Genomic DNA, 17,902 nt, shown 5'->3' with positions numbered 1-17,902 from the left:
CTGCTGAGGCCGGCACCAGCGCCCGATAGCGGAGACTTGCGTTGACGACGACCGAGCCCAAACCGGGCTGCTGCGGCATTTCCAGCGCGCGTCTACCTGCGGCGAAGCCGGCCGGCATGGCTCAGGCCGCCTTCGGGGCGGGCCACGACGCGACGGTCACGGTCGCGATCCCGGCCGGGCGCGCCGAGATCGGCACCGACCAGCCGGTCTTTCCGCTCGACGGCGAGGGCCCGCGACGCTTCGTCGAGCTGCCGGCCTATCGGATGGACGAGGCGGCGGTGACCAATGCCCGCTTCGCCGCCTTCGTCGGCGCGACCGGCTATGTCAGCGAGGCCGAGGAGTATGGCTGGTCCTTCGTCTTCGAGCACGATGTCGCCGGGTCTGCAGCGGCCTTGCAGCGGCCGGACGGCGCGCCCTGGTGGTGCCGTGTCGAAGGGGCGAGCTGGCGCCAGCCGGCGGGGCCGGGATCGACGATCGAGCAGCGCCTCGACCATCCGGTCGTCCATATCTCGCATCGCGATGCGCTCGCCTTCGCCGGCTGGGCCGGGGGGCGCCTGCCGAGCGAGGCCGAATGGGAGCACGCCGCCCGCGGCGGCCTGAAAGGCGCGCGCTATCCCTGGGGGGACGAGGAGCCCGGCGATGGCGGGCCCTTCCCCTGCAATATCTGGCAGGGGAGCTTTCCGCAGGCCGACAGCGCCGCGGACGGCTATCGTGGCACGGCTCCGGCCCGGTCCTTTCCGCCCAATGGCTACGGGCTCCACAATATGTGCGGCAATGTCTGGGAATGGTGCGCCGAGCCCTTCCGCGTCCGCTCGCTGAAGCGGGCTGCCCAGCAGCTCAACCGCGAAGCGGCAAGTGAGCGCCGGCAGGTGCTGAAGGGCGGCTCCTTCCTCTGCCATCGCTCCTATTGCCATCGCTACCGGATCGCTGCCCGCATCGGCTCGGCGCCGGATTCGAGCACCAGCCATATGGGTTTTCGCCTCGTCTACCCGGCCTGACGCATCGCGCCCGCAGCAAGGAGGGCCGATGCCGGCCGTGCCGCCGGCACCTGGGCATTGTCCCGCCCGCGATTTTGTCCGAGGCTCGGCCGCGCCCCGCCAGGGGCATGCATCTTTTACGAGGTCCGGCCGTCTTGCCCATTTCGCTGTTCAATCGCTACGCCGCGCTTGCCGGCTGCATCGCCGTCGCGCTGGGCTCGCTCCTGCTGCTGCCGCTCTGGTCCTGGCTCTGGCCGCTGACGCTGGTCGCCGGCCTGCTGTCGGCGATCGGAATCTACGATCTCGTGCAGACGCAGCATGCGGTGCTGCGCAATTATCCGATCCTCGGGCACATCCGTTACCTCGTCGAAGGCATCCGCCCGGAGATTCGGCAATATCTGCTTGAAAGCGACGATGACCGGCTGCCCTTCTCGCGCAGCCAGCGCTCGCTGATCTATGCCCGCGCCAAGAACGAGGATGGCGACCGCCCCTTCGGCACCATGGTCGACGTCTATGCCGGCGGCTACGAGTTCATCGGCCATTCGATGCGCCCGGCGGCGGTCGGCGATCCCGCGGGCTTCCGCATCGAGATCGGCGGGCCGCAATGCAGCCAGCCCTATTCCGGCTCGGTGCTGAACATCTCGGCGATGAGCTTCGGCTCGCTCAGCGCCAATGCGATCCGGGCGCTGAATCGCGGTGCCAAGGCCGGCAACTTCGCCCATGACACCGGCGAGGGCAGCATCAGCCCCTATCACCGCGAGAATGGCGGCGACCTGATCTGGGAGCTCGGCAGCGGCTATTTCGGCTGCCGCACCGCGGATGGGCATTTCGACCCGGAGCGCTTCGCCGCCCAGGCGCGCGATCCGCAGGTCAAGATGGTCGAGATCAAGCTCAGCCAGGGCGCCAAGCCCGGCCATGGCGGCATCCTGCCGGCCCACAAGGTCAGCCGCGAGATCGCCCTGACCCGCGGCGTGCCGGAGGGCGTGACCTGCGTCTCGCCGGCGCGCCACAGCGCCTTCTCGACGCCGATCGAGATGATGCAGTTCATCGCGCGCTTACGCGAATTGTCGGGCGGCAAGCCGGTCGGCTTCAAGCTCTGCCTCGGCCATCCCTGGGAGTTCATGGGCATCGTCAAGGCGATGCTCGCGACCGGCATCCTGCCCGACTTCATCGTCGTCGACGGTGCCGAAGGCGGCACCGGCGCGGCGCCGGTCGAGTTCACCGACCATCTCGGCGTGCCCCTGCGCGAAGGCCTGCTCTTCGTCCACAACACGCTGGTCGGCACCAATCTGCGCAGCCGTATCCGCCTCGGCGCCAGCGGCAAGGTGGTCAGCGCCTTCGATATGGCCAGCGTCCTCGCCATCGGCGCCGACTGGGTCAATTCGGCGCGTGGCTTCATGTTCGCCATCGGCTGCATCCAGTCGCAGAGCTGCCATACCAATCGCTGCCCGACCGGTGTCGCGACGCAGGACGCGCTGCGCCAGCGCGCCCTCGTCGTGCCCGACAAGGCCCAGCGCGTGCACAACTTCCACCGCAACACCCTGAAGGCGCTCGCCGAGATGCTCGCCGCCGCCGGCGTCAGCCACCCCTCCGAGCTCGGCCCGCACCATCTGGTGCGCCGCACCAGCACGACCGAGATCAAGCTGTTCTCGCAACTCCACCGCTTCCTCGAACCGGGCAGCCTGCTCGAGAAGGGCGTCGACGGCGAGTTCTATGCCTCGGCCTGGAAGCTCGCCAGCGCCGAGAGTTTCGACGCGATCAGGGCCTGAGGCTCGGGCGGCCGGCTGGCCATTCTGGCCGGAGACGGCCCGTCAACTCCTAGCGCAGAGCACGCAGGGCGTTGAGGATCACGACGATGTCGATCGCCTCCTGGAACAGCGCGCCCTGGACCGGCGGGAGATAGCCCAGGGCCGCGACCAGCATGCCGAGCACGGAGAGCCCGAGCCCGACAAAGACGCTCTGCAGGGCGATCATGCGCGTCCGTCGCGCCGAGGCGAGCGCCTTCGCCAGCGGCTCCAGCGCATCGACCAGCAGTACGACGCCCGCCGCCTCGGAGGAAGCGGCGGCACCGCGCGCGCCCATCGCGACGCCGACGCTCGCCGCCGCCAGCGCCGGCGCATCGTTGACGCCGTCGCCGACCATCATCACTGGCCCGGCCCGCTCTTCATCCCGGATAACCGCGACCTTGCCTTCGGGCGTCAGATCGCCCAGCACCGTATCGACCCCGAGGCTCGCCCCGACCGCGCGCGCGATCTCGCCGACATCGCCGGAGGCGAGCACGATCCGCTCGACCCCCGCCTGGCGCAGGGTTTCGAGCGTCGCCCGCGCATCCTCGCGGAGCTGGTCCTGCAGCAGGATGACGCCAGCCAGCACCCCATCGGCGGCGACCGCCACCATCAGCGCGCCCGGCGGCGCGTCGGCGGCGAGCGCATCGGCATCCCCGCCGGTGCTGCGCCGGCCGACATAACCGCCACCACCGAGCGCGACGCGCCGGTCGCCGACCTTGCCCTCGATGCCCTTGCCGGGCGTCTCCGCAATCTCCGTCGGCGGCTTCAGCGCCAGCCCGGCCTCGGTCGCCGCCTTGATCAGCGAGGTCGCGACGACATGGGCCGAGGCCTGGTCGAGGCTCGCCGCCAGCGCCAGAACCTCGTTCTGCGAGAAGCCGTTGACCGCGCGGATGCCGATGATCGTCGGCCGGCCTTGCGTCACCGTCCCGGTCTTGTCGAGCACCGCGATGCGAATGCGCGCCAGCGCCTCCAGCACGCCGCCATCCTTGACCAAAGCCCCGCTGCGGGCGCTCTTCGAGATGCCGGAGATGATCGCGACCGGCACCGCGAGGATCAGCGGACAGGGCGTCGCGACGACGAGGACGGCGAGCGCCCGGATCGGATCGCCGCTGAACAGCCAGGCGGCGCCGGCTATGGCCAAGGTCAGCACGAGGAAGCCGATGGCGTAGCGGTCGGCCAGCCGTGCCATAGGCGCCTTGCTCTCCTGCGCCTGCTCGACCAGCCGGACGATGCCGGCATAGGTGCTTTCCGCGGCCGGGCGGCTGGCGATCAGATCGAAGGGAGCCCCGACCAGGGTCGCGCCGCTCAGCGCATCCATGCCGCGTTCGAGGGTCTGCGGCAGCGATTCCCCGGTCAGCGCCGACAGATCGAGCACCGCGACGCCCTCGGCGACATGCCCGTCGACCGGCAGCACGTCGCCGGTGCGGATCAGCAGGCGGTCGCCCTGGCGCAGTTCGGCGGTCGGCACCTCCTCGAGCGCGCCGTCGCGATAGCGCATCGCGGTGAAGGCGACGCGGCCGAGCAGGGCCGACATCTCCCGTCGCGCCCGCCCCTGCGCGTAGGCTTCGAGCAATTGCCCGCCGGCATACATCAGCGCGACGACATTGCCGGCGAGCGCCTCGCCGAACAGCAATGCCGCGCTCATCGACAGGGCGGCGACGATGTCGAGCCCGACATCGCCCCGGCGCAGGGAACCGGCGATCTGCACCAGCAGGGCGGCGAGGACGGGCAGCGTCGCGAGCGTCCAGGCCCAGCCGGCATCCGCGCCGCGCCACCAGAGGGCACCGCCGACGACCAGACCAGCCAGCGCGATCGCGACCAGCGACAGGTCGAGCCGCTCCCGCCAGAGACTGGAGAGACGCATGCGCTGCGGGCCCGGTTCTAGCCCGGCCTCGACGCCAGCCTTGTCGACCTTCGTCTCCGGCACCGGCGCGCCTCCATCGACTGCTCGGCCAGCATTGTCGCAGGCGCCAAGGTCGTCCGGCCAGCCACCCTGCGCAACCCCGATGCCCGCCCTGCGGCGCTTGACCCCGGCGGCGGCAAGGTGAACTGGTGCCTGATCGGGCCGGCCGGTTTCCGGCCAGGGAGCGGGACAATGGCCGGCGGATCGCCAAAGTCGATCCCGCCGCCAGGGAGCAAAAATCAAGATGCAGGCTGTGCCATTGAGCGTCGTGCTCGACTTCGACGGGGTCATCGTCGATTCCGTCGAGATCAAGTCGCAGGCCTTCCAGGACGCCTATCCCGAGGCGACGCCGGAGCAGCGCAGCGAGATCGACCGCTATCACCACGCCCATGGCGGCGTCAGCCGGCGCGAAAAGTTCCGCCATTTCGAAGTCGCGCTGTTCGGGCGTGGGGCCGACCCTGCGGCGATCGAGGCCCTGGCGGAGCGCTACCGCGCCATCGTCTACGAGAAGGTCGTCGCCTGCCGGCTGATTCCGGGCGCGCTCGACTTCCTGAACGAGGCGGCTGCACGCCTGCCGCTGCATCTGGTCTCCGGGACGCCGCAGGAGGAACTCGAGGCGATCGTCGAGCGTCGCGGCCTGCGCCACTTCTTCCAGCGCGTCATCGGCGCGCCGACCTTGAAGCCGGCCGCCTTCGCTACGCTCGCCGCCGAGCATGGCCATGATCCCAGCCGCATGGTCGCGATCGGCGATTCGACCACCGAATTCCACGCCGCCCGCAGCCTGGGCATGCCCTTCGTCGGCATCGTCGCCGAAGGGATCGCCAACCCGTTCCCGCCCGCGACCCCGGTTCTGCCCGACATGACCGGACTCTCGCGCGTGCTCGGCCTCACCAACGCCCTGGCCGACGCCGCGCGCTGACCGCGTGTGCTGCGCGATGGAGCAGGTTTGGTGCTTCAGTCGGCGGGCTTGCCGGTGAAGACATAGCCGACGCCGCGCACCGACTTGATCAGGGCCGGCGCCTTCGGGTCAGGCTCGACCTTCTTGCGGAGCCTTGCGATCTGCGCGTCGATCGACCGGTCGAAGACCTCGTGCGTGCGCCCGCGCGTACGCTCCATCAGCATGTCGCGGGAGAACACCCGCCCGGGATGGCCCGCCAGCACCGCCAGAATGTCGAACTCGCCGGTGGTCAACATGATCTCGGCCCCGGCGGGGTCGAGCAGTTGTCGCCGCGCCAGATCGAGCTGCCAGCCGTCGAAGCGAATGAGCTCGCCTGTCGCTTTCGGGGCGGGCGGCTCAGCGCGCGGCCGGCGGCGCAGCACCGTTCGCAGCCGGGCCAGCACCTCGCGCAGATGGAACGGCTTGGGGATGTAATCGTCGGCGCCGATCTCGAGCCCGACGATGCGGTCGACGACATCGTCGCGGCCGGTCAGCATGATGATCGGCAGGTCGGAACCGGCGCGAATCTCGCGCGCCAGCATCAGCCCGTCCTCGCCGCCCGGCAGGACGAGATCGAGCAGGACGATGTCGACCCCGCCGCGCTGCAGCGTCTCGCGCATGCCGCGGCCGTCGCCGACCGCGCTGACGCGATAGCCCTCGCCCTCGAAATAGCGGATCAGCATCTGCCGGATGCGGGGGTCGTCGTCGACGACGAGGATGTGCTCGGCACGGCTCTGCGATTCAGCCATGGCTGGATAGGAACTCAAGCGGGCGGGCCAAGGCTGTTACAATCCGTTGCAATTCAGCACGCACGGTAACATGCGCATCGTTCCGGCGTCACGCGGGCGCGTTCAATTGCCACCATCGGATCGGAGACGAAGACGGTGGCCATGATCATTGCAAGCGCGGTTTCCAGCCTGCCGGGGCATGCCCCGATCCTCGCCGGCACCCCGGCTGAGCCCAGCCTGCGCGGCCTGTTCGCAGGCCAGCCGCTCGAGAGCCTCGAGCCCGGCGCGACGCTGTTCTGGGAAGGTGACCGGTCGCGGCATGTCTTCGAGGTGCTGAAGGGCGTGCTGCGGCTCTACCGCATCCTGCCGGACGGGCGCCGGATCATCGTCGGTTTCGCCCAGGAGGGCGACATCATCGGCCTCGCTCCGGACGAGCAATGCCCGGCGACGGCCGAGGCGGTGAGCGAGGTCAGCCTGCGCCGGATCGAGCGCTGCCGCTTCCGCGCCCTGACCGAGGCATCGCCCGCCCTGACCCGCGAATTCATCGCCGCGCTTTGCGAGGAGGTCGCTGTCGCCCAGGAGCATGCGATGCTGCTCGCCCGCCGCGGCGCCGAGGAGCGGGTCTGCGGCTTCCTGCTGCGGCAGATGCAGCGCTTCGCCGAAGGCGGCAAGTCCGCGGCCTCGATCCCGCTGCCGATGAGCCGCACCGACATCGCCGACCATCTCGGCCTGACCATCGAGACGGTGTCGCGCACCTTCACAAACCTCACGCAGCGCGGCGTGATCGCACCCGAAGGACGGCATGCCCTGGCGATTCGCCGGCCGGCGACGCTCGCCCGGCTTGCCGGCGCCGAAGACGACACCGATACTTCGCCCCGCGGCACGGGCGCGGCACGGCTGGCCGCCTGGCCCCACTGATCCCTCGCGAGGCCGGATGACCAGCGCAACCCAACCGAAAGCCACGAGCTGGGGCAGCATCGACGAGCTCGTCCGGATTCTCGACGGCGCCAACATCGTCGTCCACGATCTCGAAGGCCGGATCGCGCGCTGGACCACCGGCTGCGAACAGCTCTACGGCTGGAGTGCCGCGGAAGCCGTGGGGCGCAATGTCCAGGAACTGCTCGGCACCGTCTGCGAAGGCTCGCCGGAGGCGATGGCTGCCCGGCTGCGCGATCAGGGCACTTGGCATGGCGAGTTGCGGCAGAGGCATCGCAGCGGCCGCCCGGTCTTCGTCGCCAGCCGCTGCGTCGCTCTGCTGCCGGATGGCGCCGCCGATCCGGTGATCGTCGCCAAGAACATCGACATCAGCGACCTGAAATACGCCCAGGACGATCTCGCCGCCCGCGAATCGCATCTGCGCTCGATCCTCGAAACCGTGCCCGAGGCGATGGTCGTGATCGACGATGCCGGAGAGATGATCTCCTTCAGCAAGGCGGCGGAGAAGCTGTTCGGCTACAGCGCCGACGAGGTCTGCGGCCGCAATGTCCGCCTGCTCATGCCCAATCCCGATCGCGACCGGCATGACGGCTATATCGCGCGTTATGTCGCGACCGGCGAGCGCCGCATCATCGGCTTCGGCCGCGTCGTCACCGGCCAGCGCAAGGACGGCACCACCTTCCCGATGGAACTCGCCATCGGCGAGGCCGCGACCAATGGCAAGCGCATCTTCACCGGCTTCATCCGGGACCTGACGAGCCGCCACAAGATGGAGGAGGAATTGCGCCAGGCCCAGAAGATGGAAGCGGTCGGCCAGCTCACCGGCGGCATCGCCCATGACTTCAACAACCTGCTGACGGTGATCAGCGGCAATCTCGAGATGATCGAGCGCCGCCTCGACGATAAGGATTTGCGCGTGCTGCTGCGCGAGGCGCAGGATGCCGCCGAGGACGGCGCCAAGCTGACCGGCCAGCTGCTCGCCTTCGGCCGGCGCCAGACGCTCACGCCCAAGCTCACCGATATCGGCCAGCTCGTCTCGAATTTTGCCGACCTGCTGCGACGCACCCTCGGCGAAGCCATTGAATTGCGCACCGTCGTCACCGGCGCCGGACACACCGCGCTCGTCGATGGCGCGCAGTTACAGAACGCCTTGCTCAATCTCGCGCTCAACGCGCGCGATGCGATGCCGCGCGGCGGCCGTCTGACGGTCGAGATCTCGCGCCGGCGACTGGATGCCGACTACGCCCAGGAGCATCCGCAGCTACGTATCGGCGATTATGTCCTGCTCAGCGTCGCCGATACCGGGATCGGCATGAGCGCTGAGGTGCAGCAGCGTGCCTTCGAGCCGTTCTTCACCACCAAGGGTGTCGGCGCCGGCACCGGGCTCGGCCTCAGCATGGCCTTCGGCTTCGCCCGCCAGTCAGGCGGCGATCTCCAGCTCCAGAGCGAGCTCGGCAAGGGCACGACACTGCAGCTCTTCCTGCCAGCCGCCGTGCCGGCTCCGGTGCAGCCGGAGCAACTGCCGGAAGAAGCCCGGCCCGCAGCCAGCCAGCCGCAGAGCCGCGAACTGATCCTGGTGGTCGAGGACGACGCCAGGGTGAGGCGGGTGGCGGTCGCCAGACTCGAGACCGAGGGCTATCGCGTCATCGAAGCTGCGACAGGAGCCCAGGCGCTCGCCTTGCTCGGGCAGCATCCCGAGATCGATCTGCTCTTCACCGATATCGTGATGCCCGGCGGCATGCTCGGCGACGAGCTGGCCAAGGAGGCACGTGCGCTTCGCCCGGAGATCAAGGTGCTGTTCACCTCCGGCTATGCCGAACCCGGGCTGCCGGGGCGCGACCTCGCCGAGGGCGGCTGGCTGAAGAAGCCTTATACGGCGCGCGAGCTGGCCACGCGGCTTCGCGAGCTGCTCGACTGAGGCGAGTAACTGGTCCGCCGCTCGTCCAGAGTCGGCGCCTGCGAATCTCCCGCGAGCCCGCAAGAAGTTAGGCTTCTCCGGCAGCGGTTCGGCCCCCGCCGGGCGACGCCTCGTTTCAGCCGTGGCCGTAATCGTCGGCGTCGGCTGCGGGCTCCTCCTTCTCGCCGCTCTCGCCTTCGAGCAGGGCAAGCCAGTCGCTGGCCGGGGGACGCTCGCTCTGAACCAGCTGCCGCAGCAGCACCCTGGCGGCGTGCCTGCCGAAGCGATCATCCGGGATCGCGGCCGCATCGGCCGGAGCGCCTGAGGCCATGGCCGCCGCGAGCCGCGACTTCAGGGCGAGCAGCCGGACATCGCCGTATTCGTCGAGCATCGCCTGGAAGGCGTCATGGGCCTGCTGGTCCCAGGGCTGGCGACGGCCGAGCGCGTCCTTGAGCGGATGGGCCGGCACGAGATGGGCGCAGGGCACGAAACCGTCGGGCACCGGCTCGGTCGCCGCATGGGTGCGCCCCGAGCGCAGCAGCTTCGGCAGGACATGGGTGTGCGGGCCTTCGGGGCTTTTGCCATCGGCCGGCGGGATCGGCTGGTAGACTTCGCAGCGGCCGAAGCGCGCCATGAAGACGCGATGCGGCCCGGCCGTGACGATCGCGCCCATGGCGGGATTGCCGGGCTCGAACAGCGAGCGCCCGGCGGCGGAGCGCAACACGCCGATCAGGCTGGGATCGGCGGTTCGGATGCAGATGTCGGCCTGCAGCGTGCCGAGCCCCATGTCGAACAGGATGCCGTCGCGGTCCTGCGGCCGGAGCGCCTCGCTGTCGGGGCCGAGCTCGGTCAGGGCCGTACGGCGGTTCATGGCGCAGGCATCGGCCGGCAGGCAGAGCGCGATGCGGTGGCTCCAGCTCTGGCCGATCGCGGTCTCGGAGGCAAAGAGCCGGACGGCGGAGAGATCGCCGAAACCGACGCCGCCACGCGCCGTGGTCGCGGCGAGCCGGCCGTGCTCGTCGGTCAGCACGAAAGCCTCGTCCGGGTCGCGCTGGAACTCGGCGATCGCGCCGAAGGTACCGAGATTCCATTGCGAGCTCTGCGTCCGCAACTGCTCACGGATGAAGCCGGTGATGTCGCTCTTCGTCATGAGAATGTCTCGTCTTTGCGGGGGATCGCTCGCCAGGGCAGGGCATAGGGCTGGCCGTCATGTTCGCCGCGCGCGACCTCGATGCCGAAGGCCCGGGCGAGATTGGCGTCGCCGAGGACGGAATCGGGGGAGCCGTCCGCGAGCACGCGGCCCTGATCGAGCAGGACGAGACGGTCGCAGAAGCGCCCGGCGAGGCTGAGATCGTGCAGAACGACGACCACGCCGGCGCCGGCATGCGCGGTGCGCCGCAGCAGCGCCATCGCCTCGAGCTGGTGCAGCGGGTCGAGCCCGGCGAGCGGCTCGTCCGCCAGCAGCATCGGGGCTTCGACCGCGAGCGCCCGCGCCAGCAGGACGCGCATGCGCTCGCCGCCCGAGAGGCTGTCGAGCGTGCGCTCGGCGAAGGCGGTGACATCGGCGGCGTCCATGGCGCGCGCGATCGCGGCCCGGTCGGACGGTCCGAGATCGGCGAAGGGGCGGCGATGCGGCAGCCGGCCGAGCGCGACCACGGCGCCTGCGCGCAGCTGCCAGTGCACCGTGCCGCCCTGGGCGAGGAAGGCGATGCGCTGCGCCAGCGTCTGGCGTCCGAGCGCCTTGGCGGTGAGCCCGTCATAGCGCACCGAGCCGGCCTCGGCCGCAAGCAGGTCGGCGAGCACGCGCAGCAAGGTCGTCTTGCCAGCGCCGTTCGGGCCGATCAGGCCGACCATCTCGCCGGCTCGCAAGGTCAGGTCGATGCCGCGCAGCACCGGCTTGCCGCCAAGGCTGACCGCGATGTTCCTGGCTTCGATCTGCATCACGCCGCCCTCCGCATCCGCTGGATCAGGCTGAACAGGAAGGGCGCGCCGATCAGCGCGGTGACCACGCCGAGCTTGAGCTCGGGCCGGATCGGCATCAGCCGCAGGGCGGTGTCGGCGGCGAGCGTCAGGATCGCGCCGCCGAGGCCCGAGACCAACAGCAGCCGGCCGGGCCGGTGCCCGACGAGCGGCCGCAGCAGATGCGGCACGACGAGCCCGACGAAGCCGATCGCCCCGGTGACGGCGACGGAGGCGCCGACCGCGAGCGCGGCGCCGCCGATCAGCCGGGCGCGCAACCAACCGAGATCGAAGCCGAGGCTGCGGGCGGTATCCTCGCCGAGGGTAAGCCCGTCGAGGGCGGTGGCGCTGGAGAGCAGCAGCGCCCAGCCGAGCAGCATCAGGGGCAGCACCAGCCAGACATGGGCTATGCTGCGGTCGGCAAGCGAGCCCATCAGCCAGAAGACGATCTCCAGCGCCGCATAGGGATTCGGCGCGAGGTTGAGCGCGAGCGAGGTCATGGCGCCGGCAAAGCTGTTGATCGCGACGCCGGCGAGGATCAGCGCCATGGTGCCGGCGCCGCGCCCGTTCAGGGCGTAGAGCAGGAGCGTCGCCAGCATGGCGCCGGCAATGCCCCCGAGCGGCAAGGCGAGCAGGAAGGCGCCGGCGAAGCCGGAATAGAACACCACGACCGCGCCGAAGGCGGCTGCGCTGGAAATGCCGAGCAGGCCGGGCTCGGCCAGCGGGTTGCGCAGCACGCCCTGCATCGCGGCGCCCGCCAGGCCGAGGCTGAAGCCGACGAGCGCCCCGAGCAAAGCGCGCGGCAGGCGCAGCTCGACGAGGACCAGCGCCGGCAAGCTGGGGCGGCCGGCCAGCCAATCGGAGAAGGCCGCGCCGAGGTCGAGTTCTGCATAGCCGATGGCGACCGAGAGCGCGGTCATGGCGACGAGCAGGGCGGTCAGCAGCGCGACCAGCAAGCGGTAGCGGCTGCGACTTTCCGCGGCGATGGCCGTGGTGGCGGGGTTCACGGGCCGCTCCTGCGGTTGCGCGGCGCGGCGGCCGCGTCGATCAGCAATTCGATGGCGTCGATGACCGCCGGCCCGGCGCAGGTCCAGAGCCTGGAGGGCAAGGCGACAAGCCGCAGCCGGTCGCCGAGCCTGCCGATCAGGGGATGGTTCAGGACCTCATGGGCGAGCGAGGGCGGGCCACCCTCGGTGGTGTTGAGGATCAGGATGTCGGCCTCGCCGAGTGCGACGGTCTCCAGCGCGATCTGGCCGTAATTGTCGATGCCGAGCTCGGCGGCGAGATTGACGAAGCCCGCCTTGGTCAGGATCTCGTCGACCAGCGAGCCGCGCCCCACGGTGAAGCCGTTCGGCCGCAGGACCAGCGCCTTGGGCCGCTCCTCGCCGATGCGCCGGGCCAACCCGGCAAGCCTTGCGTCGATCTCGCCGATCAGGGCTTCGCCGCGCGCTGGCTCGCCGAGCAGCGCGGCCATTTCGGCGATCTGGGCCTTGACCCCGGCGAGGTCGCGCGGCACGCCGAACTCCTTCACCGGCGCGCCGACGCGCTTCAGCAACGCGACGGTGTTGCGCGTGGTGAAGCTGCCGGCGATGACGAGATCGGGCCGGAAGGCCAGCAACTCCTCGACGAGGCCGTGATTGGCCGGGATCCGGCGGGCCGCCTGCGCCATGTTGGCGTTGCGCGGGTCCTGCGAGAGCCAGGTCACCGAGGCGATCGCGCCGGGGGCGGCGAGGCGCAGGACGAGCTCGTCTGTGCACATGTTGAGCGAGACGATGCGGGACGGCTTGGCCGTAGGCTCGGCGGCGAAGCCTAGGCCCGGCGCGGCCAGCACGGCGTAGGCCAGCAGGAGGGCGGCGCCGCGAAGCACACGCTGCAGGGCCGCCCCCTGTCTCACAGGCTCACCCGCAGGCCGCCGAAGGCGCTGAGGCCGGGGACGAGGAAGCCGACCGGGTTCTCGTAGCGCTTGTCGAACAGGTTATCGACGCGGCCGAAGACGGTGAGCTTCTCGCTCGCCTTATACTCGGCGGCGATGTTGACGATGGCGGCGCCCGGAGCGCGCATCCGCGAGATCGAGAAGTCGCGGTTTCCGTCGACGCGGTCCCCGACATAGATCAGCGTCGCCGAGAGGTTGAGGTTCTCGATCGGCACCCAGTTGGCGGTCAGGCTCGCCTTGTGCCGCGGCCGGCGCAGCAGCTCCTGGTTGGCGGTCTCGTCCTTGGCGAGGGTGAAGGTGTAGTCGGCCCGGATCTTGAATTGCGGGCTCAGCTCGAGTGCGACGAAGCTCTCGACGCCCTTGGTCTGGGCTCGCCCGATATTGGTGTAGGAGGTCCGGGCGGCGTTGGTCAGGATCAGGTTGTCGATGTCGTTGTGGAACCAGGTCGCGCCGATCTGGAGCTTGTTGTCGAGCAGGGGCTGCTCGAATCCGATGTCGTAGCCGCGGCTTTCCTCCGGCTTGAGGTTGGGATTGCCGTAGAAATTATAGGCCGGCCGGGAATCGCTGAAGCGCTGGCTCAGCGTCGGCGCCTTGAAGCCGGTGCCATAGCTCGCCTTCAGCTTGGTCTCCGTGCCCGGGACGATGAAGGTCGGCGCCAGCCGGTAGGTGGTGTGGCCGCCGAAGGCCTCGTCCTCGTCGCGGCGGATGTTCGCGACGGTGAAGAAGCGCTCGCTCCAGCTCGACTGCAATTCGAGAAAGGCGCCGGTATTGCCGTTCGAGGCGGTGAGCGAGCGCGATTCCAGCCGCTCGTTCTCGTATTGCAGCCCCATCACCAGCATCTGGCCCTCCATCAGCTTGAGGTCGCCGCGCCAGTCGTACTTCGTCCGCTCGCCGAGATTGTCGGTCGGCAGGCCGAGAATGCCGGCGGCGTTCGGAGAGCGGTTGGAGCGATCCTGGTTGGTGTAGGCGATGCCGAAGCGATTGACGAAGCGGCCGTCGAACGGGTCGAAGACCAGTTCGCCGCGGGTGAAGGCCTGCTTGTAGCTCTGGCTCGAGCGGTAGGCGTTCGGCACGCTCGGAAAGCCGGAATCGCCGGTCGAGAGTAGGTAGCCATCGGAATAGCGGCCGACCCAGTTGAGGCTCAGCGTGTCGGTGAGCTTGAAGCCGAGGCGGGCGGAGTAGTTCCAGTTGTCATAGGAATTCGGGTTGATGCGGCGCCCGGGCGGAACGAGGTTCGGCGGCGTCACCGGCGTCGAGTCGGACTTCAGATGGGCGATGTTGAAGGCGTAGTTGAAGCGGTCGTCGCCGCCGCTCAGGCCGAAAGCCTGGTTGAAGGTGCCGTAGGAGCCTGCCTCGGCCGAGGCGGTGAGCTTGGGCGGGCCCTCGCCGCGCTTGGTGGTGATCGAGATCACGCCGCCGAGCGCATCGGCGCCATAGAGACCGCTCTGCGGGCCGCGCAGCACCTCGATGCGCTCGATGTCGTTGGTCAGCATCGAGCCGAAATCGAAGGAGCGGTTCGGCGTCGAGGGGTCGTTGGCATCGATGCCGTCGATCAGCACCTTGACGTGGTTCGAGTTGGTGCCGCGCATGAACACCGAGGTCTGGCCGCCGGGGCCGCCGATCTGGACGATGTTGAGGCCCGGCACGGCGGCGAGCACCTGCGGCAGGGTCCGGCGCTGCTCGCGCTGGATCTGACCGGCGGTGATGACGGTGACGGAGCTCGCGACCTCGCGCGCCGGAGTCGGCGTGCCCGTGGCACTGACCACGACCTCGTCGAGCCGAATGGTTTCAGGATCTGCTTGAGCCCTGACGGCAAGGGGATTCAGCGATGTGCCGGCGAGCAGCAGGCAGGCGAGCGGCAAGGGGCCGCGCAGGGCGGTCTGGGGGAAGGGGAGCACGGAAGAAACCTCGGGCGGTCAACGTTGTGGCACGTCACCGCGAACGCGATCTCCCGCCCGCACCCGAAAAAAGGGCAGCGTGCAAGTGAACCAGCGATCGAAACACCCCGTCCGAACGTGTTCGCGTGTGACCACGACTGACGGCAGGTCTCCTGGCTCGCGGGTCAGCGCCTTCTCACCGCCTTCCCAGGGCCGAGGTCCCAGTGGCGTATGGCGAAAAGGCTCGCCGCTTACAGTTGCGGGGGCAGCCGCAGCATGGGGTGGCGCGCCACCCGCACTGCGTTCCCTTTTGATCCCGTGAGGGAACCGTCGCGTTTACGAGTAGGGCGGGAATGAGGCGCCGTCAACGCCGGCCGCGAGGCGCGGGGATGCCCGAGGCGCCTTGCAGCTCATCAATATATATTATATGTAAATGTATATTGAAATCCAAACGACAGGGCCCGCCATGAAAATCGTCGAGATCTCGGAGAAGCTTTCGGTCGCTGGCCAGCCTGCTCTCGCCGATTTCAAGCCCCTCGCGGCGCAGGGCTTCAAGGCGATCGTCAACGACCGTCCCGATGGCGAGGAGCCGGGCCAGCCGGGCTCGGCCGCGGAGAGGCAGGCTGCGGCCGAGGCCGGGATGGCCTACAGCTTCGTGCCGGTGACCGGGGCGACCATTACCCGCTCCGATGTCGCGGCTTTCCAGGCGGCGCTCGCCGCGGCGCCGGGGCCGGTGCTGGCGCATTGCAAGGGCGGCACGCGGGCGCTGACCCTGCATGTGCTGGGCGAGGTTCTGGATGGGCGGATGAACGCCGAAGAGGTTCCGGGTTTCGGCGCGCGCTTCGGCTTCGACCTTGCCGGTGCAAAAGCCTGGCTCGACCGCGAGAGCGGCCGCAGCCCGCAGGTCAAGGGCTTCTACGAGCCGCGCAGCGGTAGCGTCCAGTACGTCGTCACCGACCCTGCGACCGCGTGCTGCGCCATTATCGACCCCGTGCTCGACTTCGACGAGAAGTCCGGCGCGACCGCGACCGCCAGCGCCGATGCCATCCTCGCCTATGTCGAGAAGCAGGGCCTCACGGTCGAGTGGATTCTCGACACGCACCCACATGCCGACCATTTCTCCGCCGCCGCCTATCTGAAGGCGAAGACCGGCGCGCCGACGGCGATCGGCGCCGAGGTCGTCGCGGTGCAGCGTCTCTGGAAGGATTTCTACAACTGGCCGGATTTCCCGGCCGACGCCTCGCAATGGGACAGGGTTTTTGCCGGGGGCGAGCGCTTCAAGCTGGGATCGCTCGACGTCAGCGTGCTGTTCTCGCCGGGCCACACCCTGGCCTCGGTCAGCTATCTGATCGGCGATGCCGCGTTCATCCATGACACGCTGTTCATGCCGGATTCCGGCACGGCGCGGGCGGATTTTCCCGGCGGCAGCGCGAGGGCGCTCTGGGCCTCGATCGAGGCCATCCTCGCCTTGCCCGACGAGATGCGGCTGTTCACCGGCCATGATTACCGCCCGGGCGGCCGGGCGGCGCGCTGGGAGAGCACGGTCGGCGAGCAGAAGCGGGCGAACCCGCATGTCGCCGGCCAGGACGAAGCGTCCTTCGTCGCGCTGCGCCAGGCGCGCGACAGGACGCTGCCGATGCCGAAGCTGATTCTCCACGCCCTTCAGGTGAACATCAATGGCGGCCGGCTGCCGGAACCGGAGGGCAATGGCCGGCGCTATCTCAAGATCCCGCTCGATGCGCTGCCGGGCGCGGTCTGGGGCTGAGACGCGATGACGATGCAAGCCGAACAGCCGAACACCAGGGCCGAGCTCGCGGCCAGGGCCGAGGAGGTCGCCGAGCTTTTGCGCACCCTCGCCAACCGCAACCGGCTGATGCTGGTCTGCACCCTGGTCGAAGGCGAATACGCGGTCGGCCAGCTCGAGGAGATGCTCGGCATCCGCCAGCCGACGCTGTCGCAGCAGCTGACCGTGCTGCGCGAGGCGGGACTGGTCGAGACGCGCCGCGACGCCAAGCAGGTCTTCTACCGGCTGACCGCCGCAAAGGCAGCGCGGCTGGTCGAGGCCCTGCACGAGATTTTCTGCAATGAGGAGATGCCGGCATGACGGCCTATTGGTCATCGCTCGCAGGCGGCATGCTGATCGGCCTCTCGGCCGTCATGCTCCTGCTCCTGAACGGCCGCGTCGCCGGGATCAGCGGCATTCTCGGGCGGCTTGCGCTCGGCACGCAGGCAGCGACCAATGCCGCCTTCGTCGCCGGGCTCCTGCTCGGGCCGCCGCTCTACCGGCTCGCCGCCGGGCAATGGCCGCCAGTGACGATCACCGCCTCGCTGCCGGTGATCGCGCTGGCCGGGCTCCTGGTCGGCTTCGGGACGAGGATGGGCTCGGGCTGCACGAGCGGCCACGGCATTATCGGCCTCGCCCGATTCTCGCCGCGCTCGGCCGTCGCGGTCGTGGTCTTCCTGTTCGCGGGTATAGCCACCGTCACCCTGATGAGGCTCGTCGCGGCATGAACCGATTCGCACAGGTCGTCACAGCCCTCGCGGCGGGCACCGTCTTCGGGCTTGGCCTCGCCATGTCGGGCATGCTCGACCCTGCCCGGGTGCGCGGCTTCCTCGACATCTTCGGGGCCTGGGATCCGAGCCTCGCTTTCGTGCTCGGCGGCGCGGTCACGGTCGCCCTCGCCGGCATGGCCGTGCTGAAGCGCCTGCGGCGCCCCGCCTTCGACGAGGGCTTCCATCTGCCGGCGACATCGCCCATCGATCGACGGCTTCTGCTGGGTTCGGCGATCTTCGGGATCGGCTGGGGCATGGCCGGCTTCTGCCCCGGGCCGGCACTGGCCTCGCTCTCGCTCGGGCTCGCCCCGGTCGTGCTCTTCGTCATAGCCATGCTCGCCGGCATGACGCTGCATGACCGCGTCTGGCTGCGCGGGCCGGGCTGAGAAGAAGGGCCAGCGCCGATCCCGCAATT

Annotated in this window: 16 protein-coding genes and 1 riboswitch; of the genes, 9 read left to right on the top strand and 7 right to left on the bottom strand. The window is 69.6% G+C overall.

Features of this window, described 5'->3' with window-relative positions; all coding sequences use genetic code 11:
- The first annotated feature begins 41 nt into the window (after window positions 1–41).
- Together AC1REK_RS25530 and AC1REK_RS25525 are read left to right on the top strand one after the other, a co-directional pair.
- Window positions 42–998: a formylglycine-generating enzyme family protein gene (locus tag AC1REK_RS25530; protein ID WP_492269944.1), complete on the top strand. Its 957-nt coding sequence runs from the start codon at window positions 42–44 to the stop codon at window positions 996–998.
- Between the two features lie 107 nt (window positions 999–1,105).
- A complete protein-coding gene (locus tag AC1REK_RS25525; RefSeq protein WP_492269943.1) occupies window positions 1,106–2,746 on the top strand; it encodes an FMN-binding glutamate synthase family protein in 1,641 nt (546 codons plus the stop codon).
- 49 nt (window positions 2,747–2,795) lie between these two features.
- Here the strand turns inward: AC1REK_RS25525 and AC1REK_RS25520 are convergent, their stop codons facing one another.
- Window positions 2,796–4,628 carry a heavy metal translocating P-type ATPase gene (locus AC1REK_RS25520; protein ID WP_492270085.1) on the bottom strand — a complete coding sequence of 611 codons (1,833 nt, stop codon included), beginning with the start codon at window positions 4,626–4,628 and terminating at the stop codon, window positions 2,796–2,798.
- Between the two features lie 283 nt (window positions 4,629–4,911).
- Between AC1REK_RS25520 and AC1REK_RS25515 the strand changes: the two genes are divergently transcribed.
- Window positions 4,912–5,586 (top strand): HAD family hydrolase, encoded by a 675-nt coding sequence (locus tag AC1REK_RS25515; protein WP_492269942.1) that lies wholly within the window; start codon window positions 4,912–4,914, stop codon window positions 5,584–5,586.
- A gap of 35 nt (window positions 5,587–5,621) precedes the next feature.
- On the opposite strand, the gene AC1REK_RS25510 is transcribed toward AC1REK_RS25515, so the two are convergent.
- Window positions 5,622–6,353 (bottom strand): response regulator, encoded by a 732-nt coding sequence (locus tag AC1REK_RS25510; protein ID WP_492269941.1) that lies wholly within the window; start codon window positions 6,351–6,353, stop codon window positions 5,622–5,624.
- A gap of 141 nt (window positions 6,354–6,494) precedes the next feature.
- Here AC1REK_RS25510 and AC1REK_RS25505 point away from each other — a divergent pair, with 141 nt between their 5' ends.
- Window positions 6,495–7,250, top strand: a complete 756-nt coding sequence (locus AC1REK_RS25505; protein ID WP_492269940.1) for a Crp/Fnr family transcriptional regulator — start codon at window positions 6,495–6,497, stop codon at window positions 7,248–7,250.
- Between the two features lie 16 nt (window positions 7,251–7,266).
- Window positions 7,267–9,186, top strand: a complete 1,920-nt coding sequence (locus tag AC1REK_RS25500; protein ID WP_492269939.1) for a PAS domain S-box protein — start codon at window positions 7,267–7,269, stop codon at window positions 9,184–9,186.
- A gap of 115 nt (window positions 9,187–9,301) precedes the next feature.
- On the opposite strand, the gene AC1REK_RS25495 is transcribed toward AC1REK_RS25500, so the two are convergent.
- The 5 genes from AC1REK_RS25495 to AC1REK_RS25475 are packed head-to-tail and all read right to left on the bottom strand — an operon-like array spanning window position 9,302 to window position 14,955.
- Complete coding sequence (locus tag AC1REK_RS25495; protein ID WP_492269938.1) at window positions 9,302–10,315, bottom strand: DUF6925 family protein; 1,014 nt, start codon at window positions 10,313–10,315, stop codon at window positions 9,302–9,304.
- On the bottom strand, window positions 10,312–11,106 hold the full coding sequence (locus AC1REK_RS25490) for an ABC transporter ATP-binding protein (protein WP_492270084.1): 795 nt from the start codon (window positions 11,104–11,106) through the stop codon (window positions 10,312–10,314). Before AC1REK_RS25490 ends, AC1REK_RS25495 begins: the two co-directional genes overlap by 4 nt.
- Complete coding sequence (locus AC1REK_RS25485) at window positions 11,106–12,131, bottom strand: FecCD family ABC transporter permease (protein WP_492269937.1); 1,026 nt, start codon at window positions 12,129–12,131, stop codon at window positions 11,106–11,108. The genes AC1REK_RS25490 and AC1REK_RS25485 overlap by 1 nt, the downstream gene beginning before the upstream one ends.
- Window positions 12,128–13,018 carry an ABC transporter substrate-binding protein gene (locus AC1REK_RS25480; RefSeq protein WP_492269936.1) on the bottom strand — a complete coding sequence of 297 codons (891 nt, stop codon included), beginning with the start codon at window positions 13,016–13,018 and terminating at the stop codon, window positions 12,128–12,130. The genes AC1REK_RS25485 and AC1REK_RS25480 overlap by 4 nt, the downstream gene beginning before the upstream one ends.
- Window positions 13,015–14,955 (bottom strand): TonB-dependent receptor plug domain-containing protein, encoded by a 1,941-nt coding sequence (locus tag AC1REK_RS25475; protein ID WP_492269935.1) that lies wholly within the window; start codon window positions 14,953–14,955, stop codon window positions 13,015–13,017. The genes AC1REK_RS25480 and AC1REK_RS25475 overlap by 4 nt, the downstream gene beginning before the upstream one ends.
- Before the next feature lie 125 nt (window positions 14,956–15,080).
- Window positions 15,081–15,281: riboswitch (cobalamin riboswitch) on the bottom strand.
- Between the two features lie 119 nt (window positions 15,282–15,400).
- Here AC1REK_RS25475 and blh point away from each other — a divergent pair.
- Genes blh through AC1REK_RS25455 form a run of 4 tightly spaced genes read left to right on the top strand, consistent with a single transcriptional unit; the run spans window position 15,401 to window position 17,873 of the window.
- The gene (blh, locus tag AC1REK_RS25470; protein ID WP_492269934.1) at window positions 15,401–16,699 is read left to right on the top strand and encodes a bifunctional sulfur transferase/dioxygenase Blh; all 1,299 of its coding nucleotides are present in this window, start codon (window positions 15,401–15,403) and stop codon (window positions 16,697–16,699) included.
- A 6-nt stretch (window positions 16,700–16,705) separates the two neighbouring features.
- Window positions 16,706–17,038 carry a sulfite-sensing transcriptional repressor BigR gene (gene bigR, locus AC1REK_RS25465; RefSeq protein WP_327521683.1) on the top strand — a complete coding sequence of 111 codons (333 nt, stop codon included), beginning with the start codon at window positions 16,706–16,708 and terminating at the stop codon, window positions 17,036–17,038.
- Window positions 17,035–17,445 (top strand): YeeE/YedE family protein, encoded by a 411-nt coding sequence (locus tag AC1REK_RS25460; RefSeq protein WP_492269933.1) that lies wholly within the window; start codon window positions 17,035–17,037, stop codon window positions 17,443–17,445. The genes bigR and AC1REK_RS25460 overlap by 4 nt, the downstream gene beginning before the upstream one ends.
- Window positions 17,442–17,873: a DUF6691 family protein gene (locus AC1REK_RS25455; protein WP_492269932.1), complete on the top strand. Its 432-nt coding sequence runs from the start codon at window positions 17,442–17,444 to the stop codon at window positions 17,871–17,873. The genes AC1REK_RS25460 and AC1REK_RS25455 overlap by 4 nt, the downstream gene beginning before the upstream one ends.
- Window positions 17,874–17,902: the final 29 nt, after the last annotated feature.

The organism is Allobosea sp. GW823-FHT02B03, from assembly GCF_058797755.1.
This window is presented reverse-complemented; position numbering and strand designations above follow the sequence as displayed.